The sequence below is a fragment of the Spirosoma fluminis genome, assembly GCF_054778895.1.
The window spans coordinates 1-16,897 of the sequence record NZ_BAAGZD010000012.1 but is presented as its reverse complement, the minus strand read 5'-3'; the positions used below and the strand labels follow the sequence as shown (position 1 = coordinate 16,897).

The 16,897-nt window shown below is 51.3% G+C and carries 15 protein-coding genes and 1 pseudogene; 4 read left to right on the top strand and 12 right to left on the bottom strand.

The window, feature by feature from the left end:
- Nucleotides 1-34: 34 nt before the first annotated feature.
- From ACYVBJ_RS15455 to ACYVBJ_RS15420, 8 genes and pseudogenes are all read right to left on the bottom strand, one after another.
- Entirely contained in the window at nucleotides 35-1,249 is a 1,215-nt protein-coding gene (locus ACYVBJ_RS15455; RefSeq protein ID WP_460983208.1) for a glycoside hydrolase family 76 protein, read from the bottom strand.
- A gap of 95 nt (nucleotides 1,250-1,344) precedes the next feature.
- On the bottom strand, nucleotides 1,345-2,463 hold the full coding sequence (locus tag ACYVBJ_RS15450; protein WP_460983207.1) for a SusE domain-containing protein: 1,119 nt from the start codon (nucleotides 2,461-2,463) through the stop codon (nucleotides 1,345-1,347).
- Between the two features lie 21 nt (nucleotides 2,464-2,484).
- On the bottom strand, nucleotides 2,485-4,116 hold the full coding sequence (locus tag ACYVBJ_RS15445; protein WP_460983206.1) for a RagB/SusD family nutrient uptake outer membrane protein: 1,632 nt from the start codon (nucleotides 4,114-4,116) through the stop codon (nucleotides 2,485-2,487).
- A 12-nt stretch (nucleotides 4,117-4,128) separates the two neighbouring features.
- A complete protein-coding gene (locus ACYVBJ_RS15440; protein ID WP_460983205.1) occupies nucleotides 4,129-7,263 on the bottom strand; it encodes a SusC/RagA family TonB-linked outer membrane protein in 3,135 nt (1,044 codons plus the stop codon).
- A gap of 72 nt (nucleotides 7,264-7,335) precedes the next feature.
- A complete protein-coding gene (locus tag ACYVBJ_RS15435) occupies nucleotides 7,336-8,760 on the bottom strand; it encodes a sugar porter family MFS transporter (protein ID WP_460983204.1) in 1,425 nt (474 codons plus the stop codon).
- 185 nt (nucleotides 8,761-8,945) lie between these two features.
- On the bottom strand, nucleotides 8,946-9,635 hold the full coding sequence (locus tag ACYVBJ_RS15430; protein WP_460983282.1) for a GntR family transcriptional regulator: 690 nt from the start codon (nucleotides 9,633-9,635) through the stop codon (nucleotides 8,946-8,948).
- A 472-nt stretch (nucleotides 9,636-10,107) separates the two neighbouring features.
- A pseudogene (locus tag ACYVBJ_RS15425) lies at nucleotides 10,108-10,580 on the bottom strand (SDR family NAD(P)-dependent oxidoreductase).
- Between the two features lie 192 nt (nucleotides 10,581-10,772).
- Nucleotides 10,773-11,021 carry a hypothetical protein gene (locus tag ACYVBJ_RS15420; RefSeq protein ID WP_460979638.1) on the bottom strand — a complete coding sequence of 83 codons (249 nt, stop codon included), beginning with the start codon at nucleotides 11,019-11,021 and terminating at the stop codon, nucleotides 10,773-10,775.
- A gap of 194 nt (nucleotides 11,022-11,215) precedes the next feature.
- On the opposite strand from ACYVBJ_RS15420, the gene ACYVBJ_RS15415 reads away from it, so the two are divergent.
- From ACYVBJ_RS15415 to ACYVBJ_RS15405, 3 genes are all read left to right on the top strand, one after another.
- On the top strand, nucleotides 11,216-12,289 hold the full coding sequence (locus tag ACYVBJ_RS15415) for a GNAT family N-acetyltransferase (protein WP_460983203.1): 1,074 nt from the start codon (nucleotides 11,216-11,218) through the stop codon (nucleotides 12,287-12,289).
- Between the two features lie 63 nt (nucleotides 12,290-12,352).
- Complete coding sequence (locus tag ACYVBJ_RS15410) at nucleotides 12,353-13,735, top strand: sensor histidine kinase (RefSeq protein WP_460983202.1); 1,383 nt, start codon at nucleotides 12,353-12,355, stop codon at nucleotides 13,733-13,735.
- Nucleotides 13,732-14,457: a LytR/AlgR family response regulator transcription factor gene (locus tag ACYVBJ_RS15405; protein ID WP_460983201.1), complete on the top strand. Its 726-nt coding sequence runs from the start codon at nucleotides 13,732-13,734 to the stop codon at nucleotides 14,455-14,457. The genes ACYVBJ_RS15410 and ACYVBJ_RS15405 overlap by 4 nt, the downstream gene beginning before the upstream one ends.
- 43 nt (nucleotides 14,458-14,500) lie before the next feature.
- Here the strand turns inward: ACYVBJ_RS15405 and ACYVBJ_RS15400 are convergent, their stop codons facing one another.
- The gene (locus ACYVBJ_RS15400; protein ID WP_460983200.1) at nucleotides 14,501-14,749 is read right to left on the bottom strand and encodes a hypothetical protein; all 249 of its coding nucleotides are present in this window, start codon (nucleotides 14,747-14,749) and stop codon (nucleotides 14,501-14,503) included.
- 70 nt (nucleotides 14,750-14,819) lie between these two features.
- Here ACYVBJ_RS15400 and ACYVBJ_RS15395 point away from each other — a divergent pair, with 70 nt between their 5' ends.
- A complete protein-coding gene (locus ACYVBJ_RS15395; RefSeq protein WP_460983199.1) occupies nucleotides 14,820-14,954 on the top strand; it encodes a hypothetical protein in 135 nt (44 codons plus the stop codon).
- Between the two features lie 19 nt (nucleotides 14,955-14,973).
- On the opposite strand, the gene ACYVBJ_RS15390 is transcribed toward ACYVBJ_RS15395, so the two are convergent.
- The 3 genes from ACYVBJ_RS15390 to ACYVBJ_RS15380 form a co-directional block, all read right to left on the bottom strand.
- A complete protein-coding gene (locus tag ACYVBJ_RS15390; RefSeq protein ID WP_460983198.1) occupies nucleotides 14,974-15,231 on the bottom strand; it encodes a hypothetical protein in 258 nt (85 codons plus the stop codon).
- Between the two features lie 5 nt (nucleotides 15,232-15,236).
- Entirely contained in the window at nucleotides 15,237-15,608 is a 372-nt protein-coding gene (locus tag ACYVBJ_RS15385; RefSeq protein ID WP_460983197.1) for a hypothetical protein, read from the bottom strand.
- A gap of 111 nt (nucleotides 15,609-15,719) precedes the next feature.
- Nucleotides 15,720-16,775 (bottom strand): DinB/UmuC family translesion DNA polymerase, encoded by a 1,056-nt coding sequence (locus tag ACYVBJ_RS15380; protein WP_460983281.1) that lies wholly within the window; start codon nucleotides 16,773-16,775, stop codon nucleotides 15,720-15,722.
- Nucleotides 16,776-16,897: the final 122 nt, after the last annotated feature.

Sequence of the window (16,897 nt, the reverse complement as noted above, 5' to 3'; positions counted from 1 at the left end):
ACAGGATTGGGTTGAATGGGGGCAGGTTTAGGGGTTACCGATATTGGGATAATAGCGCCTGAATACGCTGCATCCAGGCCACATCGACCCCTTCGATGTTAGCGTATCGACCGGCCCCATTCAGAGTAGCAAATTGATAGTACCCATGCGTGCCGGGATCTTTCAAGACCGTGTTGATCGCGTCAATGTTTCCCTGCGCGTACCCCAGCCACGACGTATTTTCGTCTGATTCATACAGCTTAATCATCGCCTGTGAGCCCCAGCCGCACCAGGCTGGGTTTATCCGGAGATCGCTGGTATTGAAGATATAGACGTTGTGGGTCTTGTCCCAGAGTGTCCGGTTCATGGCGTTGCCCAAGGACTGCGCTTTAACCAGGTAAGACGCGTCTTTCATAACTTCTCCGTACAGCAGAAACGCTTCAACCATAATGGCGTTGTCGTAGGTAAATTTTTCGGTAAATCGTTTGCCCGCCCGGTCAATCTGCCAGACGAAGAGACCGGTGCTGCTTTCGTACAACTTGGTTGATAACCACTTGTCAACGGCGGATGCCCACTCCCGAAAAACCGACTCCCCCGTAATGGCGTACAAGCGCGTGAACAGCTGCATGGCTAAGCCGTTCGACTGGGTCGGTTTCACCGTTTTGGCGGTATTCCACCAAAAGCCGCCGTCAAAGGTGTTGTCCCAGGTTCCGCTCTTGATAAGCCAATTGGCGCAGGCTTTGGCTTTGTCGAGATAAGCCGCTTTCTGGGCTCCGGTACTGACTTCGTAAGCCTCCAGATAAACAACTCCTGACAAGGCGTTATCATCGATGTATTTCAGCGTGTCGGCCCCTTTTTCGCTGCCGTCAATACGCACGAAGCCAAAGTAACCACCGTTGGGTTTGGCGTCATCCCAGAAGTGACTCATCCAGTTGAAGCTGTCGTTCATGTATGTTGTGTGACTCGTTTCACCCAATTTGACCATGGCGGCATCCGCGTAAATCTGGCTGACATTATACCATTCAAACGCCGACGTTGGGTCGGTGGTCGCGTTAACCCGGTAGCTCTTGTAAGGCGTCAGTAAATTGGCCAGCACATATTCATGCGTTTTCTTGGCCGCCGTCAGGTAACGCGACACGGTCGGGACGGGCGTAGTCGGCTTCGTCGTGTCGGGTCTGACAACCGGCGACGGTTGCTGCTTATCCTCACAAGCTGTAATGAGCGTGAGGGCCACAACGGCTAAAAGTACACTGAAAAGAAAGCGCTTCATAACTGGAAGAGTAACCCTATGCTACAAGTGACGGTACCTATAGCATAGGTTATGTTCAAATAGATCATCGGCAGGCCCATGAAGCCTGGTTAAGCCTATCGCAGCACCGTCACCTGGTGCGTATACGGTGCATTCGCCCGAAGCAACAGGTCGACTTTAACCTTCTTCCCATCGGCGGCCGGGTCGAACTTGTAGGTGTTATCCCACTGTGAATTAGAAACTGGTTGAACGTAGTAATACGAGGCCGGTGCTCCGGCGGGGCTATTGTTATTGACGTTCGAACTGCCCATGTATTCGAGGCCACTGGCCGTTCGGATTACGAATTTGTACCGCTCATCCCGGCCCCAGGAGAACGGGTAAAACTCAACGGGGATACTGGCGGCCGTCCAAGCGCCATTGCCCGCGTAGGTCAAGGTACCGATCTCTTTGTTGTAAGCCGACATAAACAAACCCACCGACTGTATTTCCGTAGCCTGCGCCGTGGCAATGTTGAAATCGTACCGTAGGCGATACGTTTTAGCCGGACCGGTCAGGGTTGTGGGCGTATTGCCTTCCCGGATGGTGTCGCTAGCAACGTAGAATCGCTTTCCGTTACCGGTCAGCTTATCCGTCAGATAGTAGGTACCTTCCTTTAAGGACGTGTATCCTTCAAAGACGCCGTCCTCTGTTTTTCTGAGCCGGATGCCTTTGACTAGATCGTCACCGCCTTCGGTTGCGGTACCCGTCAGGTACAAACTGTCGGGTAGTTCGGCAAACCCAGCGGGCCGGGTCATGGTCAGGACGCGGTTGACCGTGCTCACCTGACGATTAAAGGCAATCGAAGCCAGTACGGTCCATTTGACGCTCCCCGTGGAAGAAGCCGCTATCCCACCCAGGGCCGCGATTTTCTTCAGGTCGTTATGGCTCAGCGTTAGCTGCGGCTGTACGCCCAGTCCGTCAGAGACCGTCTTGTAAAACGGTTTACTGAAATCGCCATCGGGCTTGTCGAAGGCCACTTCGTACAACACCCCTTCCGCGGCTTGCGTCGGCTCCCACTTGAACTGCACACTGGCTGGTGTACTCGGCTCCAGCCTGACACTCGTGTTGTTTTCGGGCGCCGTCAGCGTACTGACCGGCGTTACCGCAGGGTTCAGTTCCCGAACCGTCTGGGTACAGGAGGTAATTGACAGCATGGCTACTAAAGCCACACCACCATAAGTCAATAGATTTTTCATCGGGCGTGCTGATTAGAACGGTTAGTAACCCGGGTTTTGGGTCAATGCCTTGTTTAGATTCAACTCGGAAGCGGGTATCGGCCACAGGTAGTTTTTGGCCGGATCGAACTGCCGTCGTTGCGCCCGGATGTAGCCGTTGTCAACCGTTGGATCGCCGAATCGGGCACCGTGCGCGTAGCCATTGAGAACAACCTCAGCGATCTTCCACCGCCGGATGTCGTCAATACGCAGTCCCTCCATAGCGAACTCCGCCCGGCGCTCCCGACGGATAATCTGCGTCAGATCGCCACTAGTCGGAAAGCTTAACGCGGCTACGTCCGTGAAGCCCGCCCGTTGCCGAAGGGGCCGGATGGTTTTGTCCCACACGTCCGCATTCATCTGCCCTAAACTCTGCTTCGCTTCGGCATACATCAGCAGGACATCGGCGTACCGAATCAGGTGCAGGTTCAACCCCGACGCAAAATTGGCCAGGCCGTTGGGATCGTAATATTTACGCCAGTAGTAGCCCGTGGGTGATCCCTGCCCGTTGAGAGCGTACTCGTTCAGGGCGGGCCGGATAGGGTCCGAACCCGGTTTGATGTAGATGGTCTGGGTCGTGCCATCCGCGTTCCGCCAAACGTACTGATCGTAGACAACAGTAGCGGTCAGCCTGGGATCACGATTGGCGTACGGGTTAGCTTCCGTATAGCCTGAACCAGCCTCGGTAATCGCTTTGCCGTTGAGCATCACGTAGGCATTGACCAGCTCCTGGGTTGGAGCCAGGCTGTTCGTTCTGGCCCCAACCGACCGGGGTGCAAAATCGAAATACTCCGACCAGGTGCGTAAGCTGGGGACGTATTGCAGCGCCAAAATGGATTCGTTACTGTTTTTGTTGACCGTAGGACTGCTGAACAAATCGCTGTAGCTGGCCGCTAATCCGTACTGTCCGTTGGTAGTCTGATCGTTGATCAACTTTTCGCAGAGCGCCACCACGTCCGCCATGCGATTGCCTTCGTAGAGTAAAACTCTGGCCTGCAAAGCAATGGCCGCGCCTTTCGTGATCCGACCATTGTCGGCGGGGGCATACGCGTCTCTGGAAGGCAGCACGGCCGTAGCCGCCGTCAGTTCGTCCGTAACAAATTTCAGGACCGTAGCACGCGGTGAGCGGGCAATAGTCTTGGCTTCATCCGGCGATATGTCGCGATCGAGAATAGGCACATCACCGTACCATTTCATGAGGTTGAAATGGTGCCAGGCCCGCACGAAACGTACCTCGCCTTTCATTCTGGCCAAGACATCTGCCGGAAGCGTCGTGTTCTGATCGACATTCGTCAGGAAGATGTTGCAGGACTTGATGCCCTGGTAATAAAACGACCAGTCGTTCTGGAATTTGGGCAGCGTCGAGGTGAAGCTACCGCTCGCGATGGCTTCCGGATTGCCCGCGGCCGATCCCTGGGCGGTGTAGGCATTGTCCGAAAGCGCTTCGTTGTAAAAGTATAACGTGCTGGTATACATGCCGCTGTAGATGTTGTTCAGGGCATTGTTTACGTTCTCGCCCGCCGTCCAGAAGTTGAGTTCCGTAAAGCGATCGACCGGGGCTATATCCAAAGGTCCGCACCCGGCGACGGCGAGAAACACCACGCATAGGCTACTTATCTTCTTGATGAAATTCATGAGTATCGATTGTTAGAGGGTTAGGTCAAGACCAAACCCGTAAAAAACAGGTAAAGGGTAGCTGCGGGCGCTGTTTGACGCTGCATTCAAGTTCAGATTGTTATTGAACTCAGACGTTTCCGGATCAATGAATTTGAGCTGGGAGAGCGTTAGCAGATTCTGACCAATCAACGACACCCGCAAGCGTTGCACACCGAGTTTCTTGGTTACTTCAGCCGGGATCGTGTAGCCAATCTGCACGTTTCTCAGCCGGGCGTAGGCACCGTTGTATCGGTACACGTCCGAGCCGTAGCGCCAGTTGTTCGTGTTTGACGGTGAGCCAATAGCCGCTAGTCGGGGATAGCGAGCATCGGGGTTCGTGGGCGTCCAGAAATCCGTCTGGTGCTCATACATGGTTGCCCCGTAGTTGTAGTGGAAAGGTTCAACTTCCTCACCCCGAAGCATCACATCGCGCTTGCCCACGCCCTGTATGAACAGGCTCAGATCGAACCCTTTTACCGCTAATCGGTAGTTGAAGCCAAACGTGTAGCGGGGAAACGGATTACCCAGGACGATCTTATCACTGTCGTCGATTTTACCGTCCCCGTTGAAGTCCGTAAACTTCAGGTCACCGGGGCCCACGTCAACGCCATCTGGTTTGGGTGAGTTATCAACGTCAACCTGATTCTGGAAGTAACCATTTGTTTTGTACCCCCAGTACTGCGTAATGGGCTGGCCTACTTTCCGGATAAAACCAAACGCATCCACGTTAGCGATCTGCTGGTCCGCGCCATATGTCAGGGCCAGCAGGGTATTTTTGTTGTCGGCCAGATTGACGCTGAAGCTCTGCTTAACGGCTTTCGTGTTCAGGTTGTAGGTCGCACTAACTTCCCAGCCTTTGTTGCGAACCTTCGCTACGTTGTAATCTGGAAATCCCGCGCCGAACAGCAGTGGAATGTCCTGCCGACTGTATAAGATGTCGCTGGTTACCTTGTTAAAGTAATCGACTGAAAGAGACAGCTTATTTTGAAGGAAACTGGCATCTGCCCCTACGTTCAGAATTGCCGATTTCTCCCAGGTCAGATCGGGATTACCCAGGTTGAAACCGGCCCCACCCACAACGGTATTATTAAAACCGTAGGCGTTAGCGTAGTTGAAAAAGTTCGTCTGGTATTGGTAGGCGTTTACGTTTTGGTTACCCACCAGACCGTACGAGGCCCGCACCTTCAGATTGTTCACGACGTTCTTTGCCGATTCCAGGAACGATTCTTCGCTAAGCAGCCAGGAGCCCGCCAGCGACGGAAAAAAGCCCCACCGCCTGCCCGAAGCAAACTTGGACGAGCCATCCTGCCGGAAGTTCCCTTCCAGGTAATAACGGTCTTTGAACGAATAGTTTACCCGGCCAAAGACGGAGCTGATGCGCGTCTCGTTGGTTCTGGCGTTGCTGTTGTAGGAGGCAACCGGGTCAAGAATCGTTCCGGTAGTGGGTGTACCCAGCGCTGGATCAGTCAGGGTTTTCTGCAGCTGAAACTCATTGGAACGGTAGTATTCGTCGGAAGCCCCCAGCAACACCTTGATGCTGTGGTCGCCCAGACGCTTGGTGTAGTCCGCGAACAACTGCGTATTAAGCAATGAATTCTTGAAGCTGTTGTCGTAAACCGTACGGTCGTTTCCGTACACCCCGGCTGGATAGTTGTTGACCTGTAACCGACGGAAGAAGGCATTGTTGGCGTTCAGCGTCCCTCCGAATATGCCCGTCAGTTTAAGGTCTTTCGTGATGCTGAGTTCCGCGTTCAGGTTGCCAAAAAACTGGTCGTTGTCGGACTTATACGAGCCGCCTTGTTCCAGTACGCTTTTTACGTTGTACTGGGAAGCCACCGGATTGGTCAGGTAGTTACCGTCTGCATCCTGAAAGCTGTAGTTCAGGGGTACCCGATCGGCATCGGCAAAAATGACCCAGTCGGTGTTACTGTGCGACTTGTTACTCGATTTAACGTAGTTCAGAATCGTGTTGACCCTCAGCTTGCCAATAACGGAGAGCTGATTCAGGCGGATGTTGTATTTCTTGTAGCCGTACGACGGTCCAACAAAATTGCTGCGCTGATCCTGGAGCCCGGCCGAAATCAGATAGCTGCTGTTGGCGCCCCCGCCCGTGATCGAAACATTGTGCAGTTGCTGGGGCGCATTCTGCAAAATAGATTGACGCTCCCAATCGCCATTCCCCTGTGCTCTCAGCGCCTGAATGTCGTCCGGTGTGTAGATTGGTGGCAATCCCGAGTTGATCAGCGACAGGTTTTTGTAATATGCATTGTCCCAGGCGTTGACCTTGCGTAACCCAACGTAAGGCACTTGCATACCGTAGCTGCCGTTATACGTAATGGAGGCTTTCTGATTCAACTTGCCGCTTTTCGTCGTGACCAAAAGCACGCCATTGGCGGAGCGAGAGCCATAAATTGCAGCCGAACCGGCGTCTTTCAGCACAGATACACTGGCAATGTCATTGGGGTTGAGCAAGTTGATATCCCCGCCGATGATGCCATCGATAACAATGAGCGGAGTATTGTCACCCAACGTGCCCAGACCACGAATGTTAATATTTACCCCGCTGCCCGGACTGAAGTTCGTCTGCTGAATAATCAGGTTCGGCGACTCACCCTGCAACGCCTGTAATACGTTCGTTACGGGTTTGCTTTCAATACTCTGGGATTTGATCTGATCGACCGCGCCGGTAACCGACAGTTTGCTCTGCTGACCATAGCCAACGACCACAACCTCGTCGAGCGACTGACCGGCGTCTACCTTTAGCGTAACGTTGATTGTTCGCTCCTGCCCAATGACGACGGTTTGCTTCGTAAAGCCAATGAACGAGAAGGCGAGGCTACGCCCTACGTAATTATCAGGTACGGACAATCTATATCGACCGTTTTCATCGGTTGTCGTGCCAACCGTTGTACCCACCACGCTTACGGTTGTACCCGGCAGGGGCTTCTGCTGCTCATCGAGCACCTGACCGGTAAGCTCTATGTTGAGCGGGTTAATCAATGCGCGGACCGCTAACGGAGCCGCTGAACCGTAGCTGTAATTCAGCACGAGAAGCAACACGAGAAGCAATCGTGGTCCGACCGACCCAATCGATTGGCCTACTCGATGACGTATTGGAATGTTCATAGAAGTTATGTTGGTTTAGAGAATTCAGTAAATTGTTGGAGAGTATTCATGTAAAAAGGATGTGATTTTTCATTACGAATGAGCTTTTTTTCCTGAGTAGGTGTCTTTCCAATAGGCTTCAATAGCTTCCAGGGAGCGTCCTTTTGTTTCGGGAATCAGTTTCCAGGTTAGCCACAGCGCCGGGGAGCAGCATAACGCAAACAGCCAGAATGTCCAGGCAGAGCCTACTCCTTCGAGCAAGGCTGGCGTCAACTGCCCGACCAGGAAGTTGCCAATCCAGAGCGACAGCGTAGCCAACGCCATCGCTTTTCCCCGAATAGCGTTGGGGAATATTTCGCCAACGACGACCCAGCACACAGGACCGAACGAAAACGCGAAGCAGGCGATAAAGACCAGAATAAAGAGTAGTATCCAGGGGCCGGACGTAACTCCTAACTGAAAGAGCGCCCCGATGATCAGCAGCGAAAGTACCGCCCCACCAACGCCTACGAACAACAGTGGTTTGCGGCCCCATTTGTCAACGGTAAAGATGGCGACGAACGTAAAGGCGACATTGACCAGCCCAATGGTAACCTGTCCCCCCAAGGCACTATTAAGCGTAAACCCAGCCTGCTCCAGAATTCTGGGACCGTAGTAGATCACGGCGTTGATGCCGCACACCTGCGACAGAAACGGCAGGAGTAAACCAATCCACAAAGGTCGCCGGTACAGGGGCGTAAACAGTTCGCTCAGATTGCCTTCTCCATCTTCGCCCGGAGCTTTGAAGGCCTCAATCTCTTTTTGAGCAGAGGCAGGTCCATCTATTCGGGTGAGTATGGCCCGTGCTTTCTGCTCTTGACCGCGCAGCAACAACCATCTGGGCGATTCGGGTACAACCAACAGGGCGAGTAGGAATATACCGGCTGGTACGGCGCCTAACCCCAGCATGCCCCGCCACACATGGTCCGAAAATATGGATCTGACGCTTTCGCTTTCGAAAGAATCGCCCGCGTGGTTTGCTAAGTAGGCATTGGAGAAGTAAGCTAGTACAATGCCAATGGTCAGGGCTAATTGATACAGTGACACCATGGTACCCCGAAAGCGGGAAGGGGCAAACTCAGAGATGTAAAGCGGAGAAACCATCGAGGCCACGCCAATTCCTAGGCCACCCACCAACCGGAAGGCGATCAGCGTAGTGAACGTGACGGAGAACATACACCCAATGGCTGAAGCCAGAAACAACACCGCCGAGATGATCTGGACTAATTTGCGGCCGTACGTATCGCTCAATTTACCCGAGACGCTGACGCCAATGATACACCCCAGTAAGGCACAGCTCACAAACCAGCCTTCCTGCACCGCGTTCAGATCAAAGTCCCCTTTGACCAGGCCTACCGTACCTGAGATAACGGCGGTATCAAAACCGAACAGAAAACCGCCAAACGCTGCTACCAGGCAGACTAAGTACAGGTAGGTGTTGTTGACCTTGTTTACAGGTTGATTTGTCAGGGTAACCATACTTATCTAGTTCGAAAAGGGTTTGTGATGTCCACTCATTTTCAGAAGCGTTTGAAGAGTCATGTACAGAACATATCTTTGGTTTGTCTATATGTATAGACATATTTGTAAATACAAAGAATCAGGTTGGTAATCAAGTGACTACCTAGCTAGACTTGGGTAATAGATTACTAATAAGTAGAAAATTACTTACGAGCTATATCAATGGCATAGGTGAAACGATCCGCTCGATAATAGCCCATATTGTATTCAACTGGCCGGTCACCTGGGTCACACACAATCCGTTTGCGCAACAAAATCGGGTCACCGGGCTCTGTGTGTAAAATGGTCGCGAGGTATTCGTCGGCCAACGTAGCGCTAATCTCTTCTTTGGAAAGAACAACCACAGTATGATGATCCTTTTCCAGCATTTCGTAAAGAGGCTTGGTAAAATCCTCATCGCCCGTAAGGCCAACGCGGGGGTGGAAATACGAGATAAAGTAGACAATGGGTCCTGCTTCCAGCCCTCTCAGGCGCTCCAGCTTCAACACTTTAGAGTCAGTGCTGATCCCAAACACCTCCGCGGTATCCTGATCAGCCAGCGTCCAGCTCGCTCTAATTTTGTAGTTCTGAAAATCAACGCCCTTATCGTGCATTTCGAGCGTGAAGCTCGACCAGTTGTTAAGTTTGGTCGTAATACGATTTTTGGCAACTTTAGTCCCTACGCCCTTCTTGCGAATCAGGAGTTGCTCATGAACAAGCTTATTGATAGCTTGTCTGACCGTATTCCGGGCAATACCTAATCGCTTAGCGAGATCTATTTCGTTGGGGAAAAGCTTACCTTGCTGATACTCCTCACTGTCAATCAACTCCCTCATAATGGTTTCCACTTGCATGTGGAGAGGTATGGGGCTACTGTGATCGATTGTGAACAACTGCATCTCCTTGTCTAAATGTCTATACATATTTATGCACAAAGATTGGTAGATTCTTATAAATCCACAAGCTATACTTATAATATTTTATGAAAAAATTATAAGTATAGCTTGTGGAGATTATGTTCCCGGGTTATGCTAAACTTAAAGACGGCTAATCTGGAACAGGATTCGTTGGATACTACCTGAACTGTTGTCTCCTAAAAAGCATAAAAGGTTACACATGTTCAATTAAACGTCGCTACATTTTGTGATGGTTGCGAATCATTCGTTCTGTAGAGTGCAGTGGGCAGTAACTGCTTGAGCAAAACAGATACCTTTTCGATTGGTTTGCCTGCTCGATACATGCGCGCTACTGTGGGGGACTGAATGATCTGGTTAATGAGTGGGCCAAATACGCTGGCCTTTATTCTCTCATCAACGCTTTGATCAATTAGCTCGTACGTTCGTTCGAATGTGGCCTTATATACGCTGTCAGGCGACAAGACAGTGCGCAGCCGGTTTTGTTAATGTCGGTGCGGACCCCGCCGGGTTGGATAGAGCAGACCCGAATACCAAACGAGGCTAACTCCAGCCGCAGCGTTTCGGTTAGCCGATCAACTGCGGCTTTAGTAGCACTGTAGGCACCCGATAGGGAAGGCCGGCTTCGGCCGCAATGGAGCTAGTATTAATCAGTATCCCTGATTGCTGCTGACGCATCGACGGCAACACTGCCTGTATTACCCGTAATACACCTAGCACGTTCGTATCAAACACCCGCTCTACATCGGCCAGATTCAACTCCTCTCTCTATTGGCCCAGAGCAATACCCAGCCCGGCATGGTTAATTAACACGTCAATCCGACCCGACTCGGCCAGAATTTGCGTAACTGCCTGCTGAACGCTCGACGTACTTATTGCATCCATTTCTAGCATCCGGAACGATTTTCCAGTCAGTGATGAACGGAAAGTTCCATAGACGGTTTAGCCCCGGCCACTCAGGTAAGTAGCTATTGACTCACCTAAACCGGTGGAGGCACCGGTGATTAGCACAACTCTTGCCATAAGTATATTTTTTTGATTCCAACCCGAGCCCGATACCAACGCCCGGTAGATACTTCAAGCGGCCGTATCAGACACCAGCTGGTTGATCGTGTCGAGCAGTTCCGGCTGCTCGGCCGTCTGGTATGCCAGTTCCATATCCAGTAATTGAACGGCCCGCTGCAGCACTAGTTGCTGAACTAGACTGGGTTTAAAATCCGGGGTAGTCAGTTGCTGCGACAGAGTCGCCAAAGCCGGTAACGAAAACAGATAACTCAACTCCGCACCATTCATACTCCTCACCATTCCTTGTCTATCGGTCTTCAAGAAATAGTCAAAGTTAAGCACAACTAAATTTACTAAACGGAGCCCATGCCAAACCATTCGTATGGAAGGACAAACGCCTTTACTGGCGGGACGAACCAGTTTTGCACCGTTTACTCAACAAGTCGCGATCGAAAATAGTCCTTAAATCCGCCCTACGAATGAAGTATATTCAATACCATTTTCGTTGAGTAGTTATGCAATTTTTCAGTACTCCAATCTCCAAGCCGATCGTACTGCATGAACAAAACGGCCTGGCTTTATCGGTGACTAGTCAGGCTGATCCGCAAAGCGTTTCCTTACTGACCCAGACGCTTTATGGTACGGATGGCATTCGGTATCGCCAGACGGGACAGGCTAATCGGATTAAGCAGTTATCAGATCCGCTCTTCTTTCAACTCTACGACAATCATCAGACGCTAATTGGACTGTATTGTCTGGATAAGCGACCGGTTGGCTTTCGGGGCGAACTAGTGCCGGCTTATTATGGGCGTTACCTCGCCGTACGCGCTGATCAACAAGGCAAAGGGTTTGGTCAGTTGCTTAAAGCTACGGCTGTTGAATACGTGCAGGCTCGCCAGTCGGATCCGTACCTGTTCTACTCGTACATAGAAGCCAAAAATACGCGATCAATGGCTGCATCTTATCGGGCTGGTTTTACCTCGGTCGCTCAGTTGAGTACGTATCTATTCCGGCGGTTTACCCCCAGCCCCGACCGACGTGTTCGGCCACTACTACCCGCGGAGTCGGCACTGGCTCATCAGTTGGTAGCCGATCAATACGCACAGTATGGCTTTCAGCATTTTGCGCGCATCAATGCGCAGCGTCCGTTCTTCGTGCTGGAAGAACAGGGGCGGGTGGTAGCGGGGGTGCAGGCCAGTCCAATTCAGTGGGAGCTGGTGCACCTGCCCGGGCGGCTGGGTTCGCTGTTGCGATACGTAGCACCGCATGTGCCAGGCCTGCGTCGGTTTTTCAATCCCGCCAGTCAGTTGTTTCTAACGCTGGAAGGGGTTTGCGTAGCTCCCGGCCGGGCTGACCTGCTGACTTCATTGCTGGAAAGTGTAATGGCTCACTACAAGATGCATACGGCCATGTGGCAGATTGATGAACGTGATCCGCTACGATCGCTGCTGGCTACGTCCGGGATGGATCCCCTGAGCGGTTTTCAAGCCGGGGTAACCACGCACGTAATGGCCAAAGCAATCGATTTGCCCGCGTCGATCACCCTGGACCGTGACCCGGTCTACGTCTCCAGCTTCGACTACTCTTAACCCGACGGTGTCGTACTGTTATCCACTCATTTAGTACCAGCCTACCGGCTGTATGTATTGTTCATGAATCAAGGTAGTACCCCATTGGGTGAGTTGCTGGCCCGGTCCCGCCAGCAACTCACCCGTCCCTTCTCACAGGTGCAGCGTCGACTGCTACAGTTGATCAACCTGGCTTATCTGGCCCTGATGCCTATTTTTCTGATTAGTGAGAAGATGGCTACGGGTGTTTACGTACCGGATAACCGGCTCTGGCTGGTGTACGGTTTTGTATGGTTTACCAATCTGGCATCGGCTCTCTACCTGTTTAGTCGCCGGACCAGCGCCAACTCGTTCGATCAGCATTCGCGGCTGGAGATCACGCTACGGTGGGCCAGTGTGCTGTCGGTGATGCTGATGAGTTTTGTTAATCTGATCGGCATAGGTAATCCGTCGATGGACTCCTTGCTGACCGATTTTGCGCTGGCTCACTCGCTGGTCCTGCTGGCGGGTATGGTACTGGGACGACTCGCCATGGGCATCTGGACGGCCGTCGTACTGGGTGTGCTGGTCTATACGACGTTCGTCCAGCTGGGCTACCACTATCAGTTTCACTATCTGACCCCTGGTGAGGTTCGGCAGTATGAGCAGTCACTCGATCGGCAGCAGCCCTGGGCGCTCCGCCGGCAGGCCGAACTGAAACGTACTGGTCTCAACCCGCCGGCAGCGTCGCGCTACTTCAATACATGGCTCATTTTCATATTGGTAGCGGCCGGTACGGCGTATTTCTTTGCTGGTGTTGCCCGTGACTTGTCGACGGTTATTCCGCAGGTGGCCGATGACATGAATCAGGCCATCGAAGCAACGAAAGAAGTCGAAAAGCAGCGCCTGATTCAGGAGCAGGAAATTCTGAGTACTGAACTAAGGGTATTACGGGCCCAGGTCAATCCGCATTTCCTGTACAATACCCTGAATCACTTCTATATCCGTTCGTTAGAGGTCGACCCTGAACTGGCCGACTCGATTGTTAAACTCTCGGATATTATGCGCTACAGCATGCGTGATGACTTTCAGTCGGCAGCGCTGACAGACGAGATCAACTATATGGAGCAGTATATTAGTCTGCATCAACTGCGGTATCCTCTCCACGTTGATTTTCAGGTTACAGGTGATCCAGATCAGCAGCGCATTCTACCCCTACTGTTAATAGGTTTGGTAGAAAACGCGTTTAAACATGGTACGATGAGCGATCCAAACCATCCACTCATCATTCGCCTGCATATTCACGATGATCGAATCGAATTTTTCAGCTCGAACCTGAAAAATAAAAAGCAGCGAGTCAATTCAAACCAGATTGGACTGACCAATATGCAGCAACGACTTGAACGAGCCTATCAGCATCAGCAATTCAGGATTGACCAGTCGGACGATGTGTTTTCCTGCCACCTAATTATTTATACCCAGTCGTGATTACTTGTCTGATCCTCGACGATGAAGAACTATCTGTTGGTCTTCTTCGCCAGTACATTGCCAAAATTCCTCAGCTCGATCTGAAAGCCTCCTTCACCGATCCAACCGAAGCATTACTTTACTTGGAAAAGCACTCCGTCGATCTGATTTTCCTGGATATTGAAATGCCCAACTTTGCCGTCGATGGTCTTGATTTTATTCGGATCGTGGGGGATAACCAGCACTACGTATTCACGACCGGCTACCCGCAATACGCGCTGTCAAGCTACGACTACAATACGGTCGACTTCTTACACAAGCCATACACCTTCGAGCGGTTTGCCAAATCGATACAGAAAGCAAAACAGGTATTGGCCGCTAACAGAACTGATTCCCCGGAAACAGACACGTTTACCTATATTCGGGTTGACGGCAAGTTGCAACGAATTGACTTTGCGGAGTTGTGCTGGATCTCAAGTGAGCGGAATGGTATCTGGCTCTTCACGGAGACCGGACAGTTCAACACCCCCTTACAGATCAGCGATATGGAGACTCGTTTGCCCGAACAGCAGTTCGTACGTATTCACAAATCCTACATCATTTCCCTAAACAAGGCGGACATGATCAACAAAGATTATGCATATGTTCAACGGCAGGGAACACTGCATGAGATTCCTATCGGGGATACCTACCGGAAAGAGTTTATTTCGTTGCTGGAACGTAAGATTAAAAAGAAAGGATAAAGCAAACTCGCAGTCAGTCATGGTCTCTGACACTTATATGAGCTCATTTTACTACCTGTCTGTATATGACATGCTCAACCACGCTGAGCCGATGGGCACCTTGCAAGCTTTTCCGGAAAGCTTCTGCTTCGATCTTGGTGGTGAATCGTCTGGCCCCATTAGGATTAAATGTCATCTCGTAGGGCTGAACAATGCCCCGATAGTATATCGCCATTGGTTCGACGGCCTGCGTACCGGGCACTTCCGCGCCGATGACAAAAACAGTTTTTAGAGACTTCAACTTACTATTCATCTTTGAGAGGCTTACTACATTCACCCGCGCCGGCGGACCGGTGAAAGGCATAATCCTCGGCACTTAAGTTTTGCCGCATGAACTCATCCATACCCATATCGTGTCGCTCGAGGAGGTAGCGCAAAAAGGGGATGCTACGTTTGGCTTTATCAATTTCTTCCAGTTGCATAGTCCGGCGCAGGCCCTCATGCGGTATCCCCGCTAGATATTCCTCAAAATAGATTTCAAGCAGATCGACTTTCCGTTGCTGGGTCGATCTGCTGTTTCAGCCAAGCAACCAGATCATCTATTGAATCGATCGATTCTTCATGAGTAGAATCCGCCTGTTTATTGAAGACCGCCAGTTCATTCGCCCGCTGATAGTATTGATAGCTTGCGTTACCGATCCGAAACATCCGGGCCATGTAATCGCGTTGACTTTCGGGCAATTCAGCCAGCATAGCCGCCTGCTGTTGATTGTATTTTTCAATGGGGTGGCGCATGGATACTACAGAGGTGGCATTGTCAATTTTGATGAATCAGTATAGACCGTACTTTCTTTTTCCGTCATAGGCTTACCTTCTATAAAACGGGTAATTCGGTATATCTGCTCGTACTCAATCTTAATCCGCTCTCGTTGGGCTGGAAGCTGATTTTTTAAGATCACGTCGCACAACATACCATCTTCTGTGAACTGGGCATTCCATATAGCATCGTGGTTGAGGAAAAGCGGAGCCTGATACCAGCGCGTAACAGCCCGGTCAGTGGGTAGCTGTACATCGAAATAATTCGTATATACCCAGTAGTAGCACTCCGGATCGGCGATTTCGTCCATCATTTTCTGAAGCAGATCAGATAAACTGCTCTCCGTTTCCACCATGGTATATCAGTAATACGAATTCAAAGCGATTTGAATTATTGGCTTCAAAGTAACTAATTATTTTAAATCCCTAATCCTGATAATTTGTATACGGTCAATTAAACAAATCGCTCAATGAACGGTCAGAATATCATTCCAGCGCGTTGTGTAGCAGGGCGATACCCACTGTCGTTTCGTTTGCCACGTGGGATCGTTACCCTGCGCGGCCAACCGGACCCTGTCTCGCCCGTGTCGATGGTTCAAGCGGTCAACAACCCGATAGAGGTTGACCAGCCGCTCATCGGGTTCGTTGTTCATCAGTGATGTTTGTCGGTACGTATCGGGCACCAGATCGGACAGGATAATGCCAACTTTCTGGTAAGCATAGCCAAACTTATAAATCGATTTCAGAGCGGCAACGGCATACATCGTCAGGTCTGCGTTATTACTGACAGGGTGCGGCAGTTGTACCGTTCGACTTCCATAATACTGCTTGGCCAGCTCGCCATTTGGTGATCGCCGAAATCGGTTTGTGTGCAGGAACACCGTCAGGGTACCAGCAGCCGACTGCTGTCTGCGGAGTTTCTGAGCAGCTCGGGCAACATGAGTTGTCAATCCCTGAACGAGGGTGTCATAATCGGGTATCAGTCGACCGAAACTGGGTGCTGAACAGATCGCTTTTTTGGCCGGTGCGTTGACTTCGAGCAATTTGCAGGGAATACCCCGTAGTTCGTAGGCCAACCGCAATCCATTCACCGTGAAATGCTGACTGATCCAGTCGTCTGGTGCGTCCCGAAACTGAGCGGCCGTACGGATATCGTTGCGCCGGAGTAGAGTGGCGTACCGCGATCCGATTCCCCACAGGTCCGCAACCGCAAACTCATGCAAAACCTCATCGATCTGATCGTATGTACTTAATGACAAAACGCCATCGTGCGCTGCCACTCGCTTGGCGAAGAAGTTGGCGACCTTACACAGCGTTTTAGTGGGTGCTAGCCCGATACTGACTGGTATGCGCTGCCACTGCGCAATCGTTTGCCGGAGCTGCCGGGCGAATTGTTCCAGATCAGGATAGATACTTTCGTAGCCGTATAGATTCAGGAACGCTTCATCGATTGAGTACACTTCAACCTCCTCCACGTAGCGGCCAATGGTCGCCATAATCCGGGCCGACATATCGCCGTTTATGTGGAATATAAAAGAGCAAAATAATAGTCGTTTAGGTAGCGGTTTGAATAGCGGGAAAGGGAATCAAGTCTGTCAATAAAGTAGGAGCCTGATCGCTAGGGGTGGGAACGTGAGCCAGCCGT

Bases quoted from the DNA above. Each gene is read 5' to 3' on its own strand.
- ACYVBJ_RS15410 (WP_460983202.1), top strand. From the start codon at position 12,353: ATGAATCAAGGTAGTACCCCATTGGGTGAGTTGCTGGCCCGGTCCCGC.
- ACYVBJ_RS15430 (WP_460983282.1), bottom strand. From the start codon at position 9,635: ATGCAAGTGGAAACCATTATGAGGGAGTTGATTGACAGTGAGGAGTAT.
- ACYVBJ_RS15435 (WP_460983204.1), bottom strand. From the start codon at position 8,760: ATGGTTACCCTGACAAATCAACCTGTAAACAAGGTCAACAACACCTAC.
- ACYVBJ_RS15445 (WP_460983206.1), bottom strand. From the start codon at position 4,116: ATGAATTTCATCAAGAAGATAAGTAGCCTATGCGTGGTGTTTCTCGCC.
- ACYVBJ_RS15385 (WP_460983197.1), bottom strand. From the start codon at position 15,608: ATGGTGGAAACGGAGAGCAGTTTATCTGATCTGCTTCAGAAAATGATG.
- ACYVBJ_RS15440 (WP_460983205.1), bottom strand. From the start codon at position 7,263: ATGAACATTCCAATACGTCATCGAGTAGGCCAATCGATTGGGTCGGTC.
- ACYVBJ_RS15400 (WP_460983200.1), bottom strand. From the start codon at position 14,749: ATGAATAGTAAGTTGAAGTCTCTAAAAACTGTTTTTGTCATCGGCGCG.
- ACYVBJ_RS15390 (WP_460983198.1), bottom strand. From the start codon at position 15,231: ATGCGCCACCCCATTGAAAAATACAATCAACAGCAGGCGGCTATGCTG.
- ACYVBJ_RS15450 (WP_460983207.1), bottom strand. From the start codon at position 2,463: ATGAAAAATCTATTGACTTATGGTGGTGTGGCTTTAGTAGCCATGCTG.
- ACYVBJ_RS15415 (WP_460983203.1), top strand. From the start codon at position 11,216: ATGCAATTTTTCAGTACTCCAATCTCCAAGCCGATCGTACTGCATGAA.
- ACYVBJ_RS15455 (WP_460983208.1), bottom strand. From the start codon at position 1,249: ATGAAGCGCTTTCTTTTCAGTGTACTTTTAGCCGTTGTGGCCCTCACG.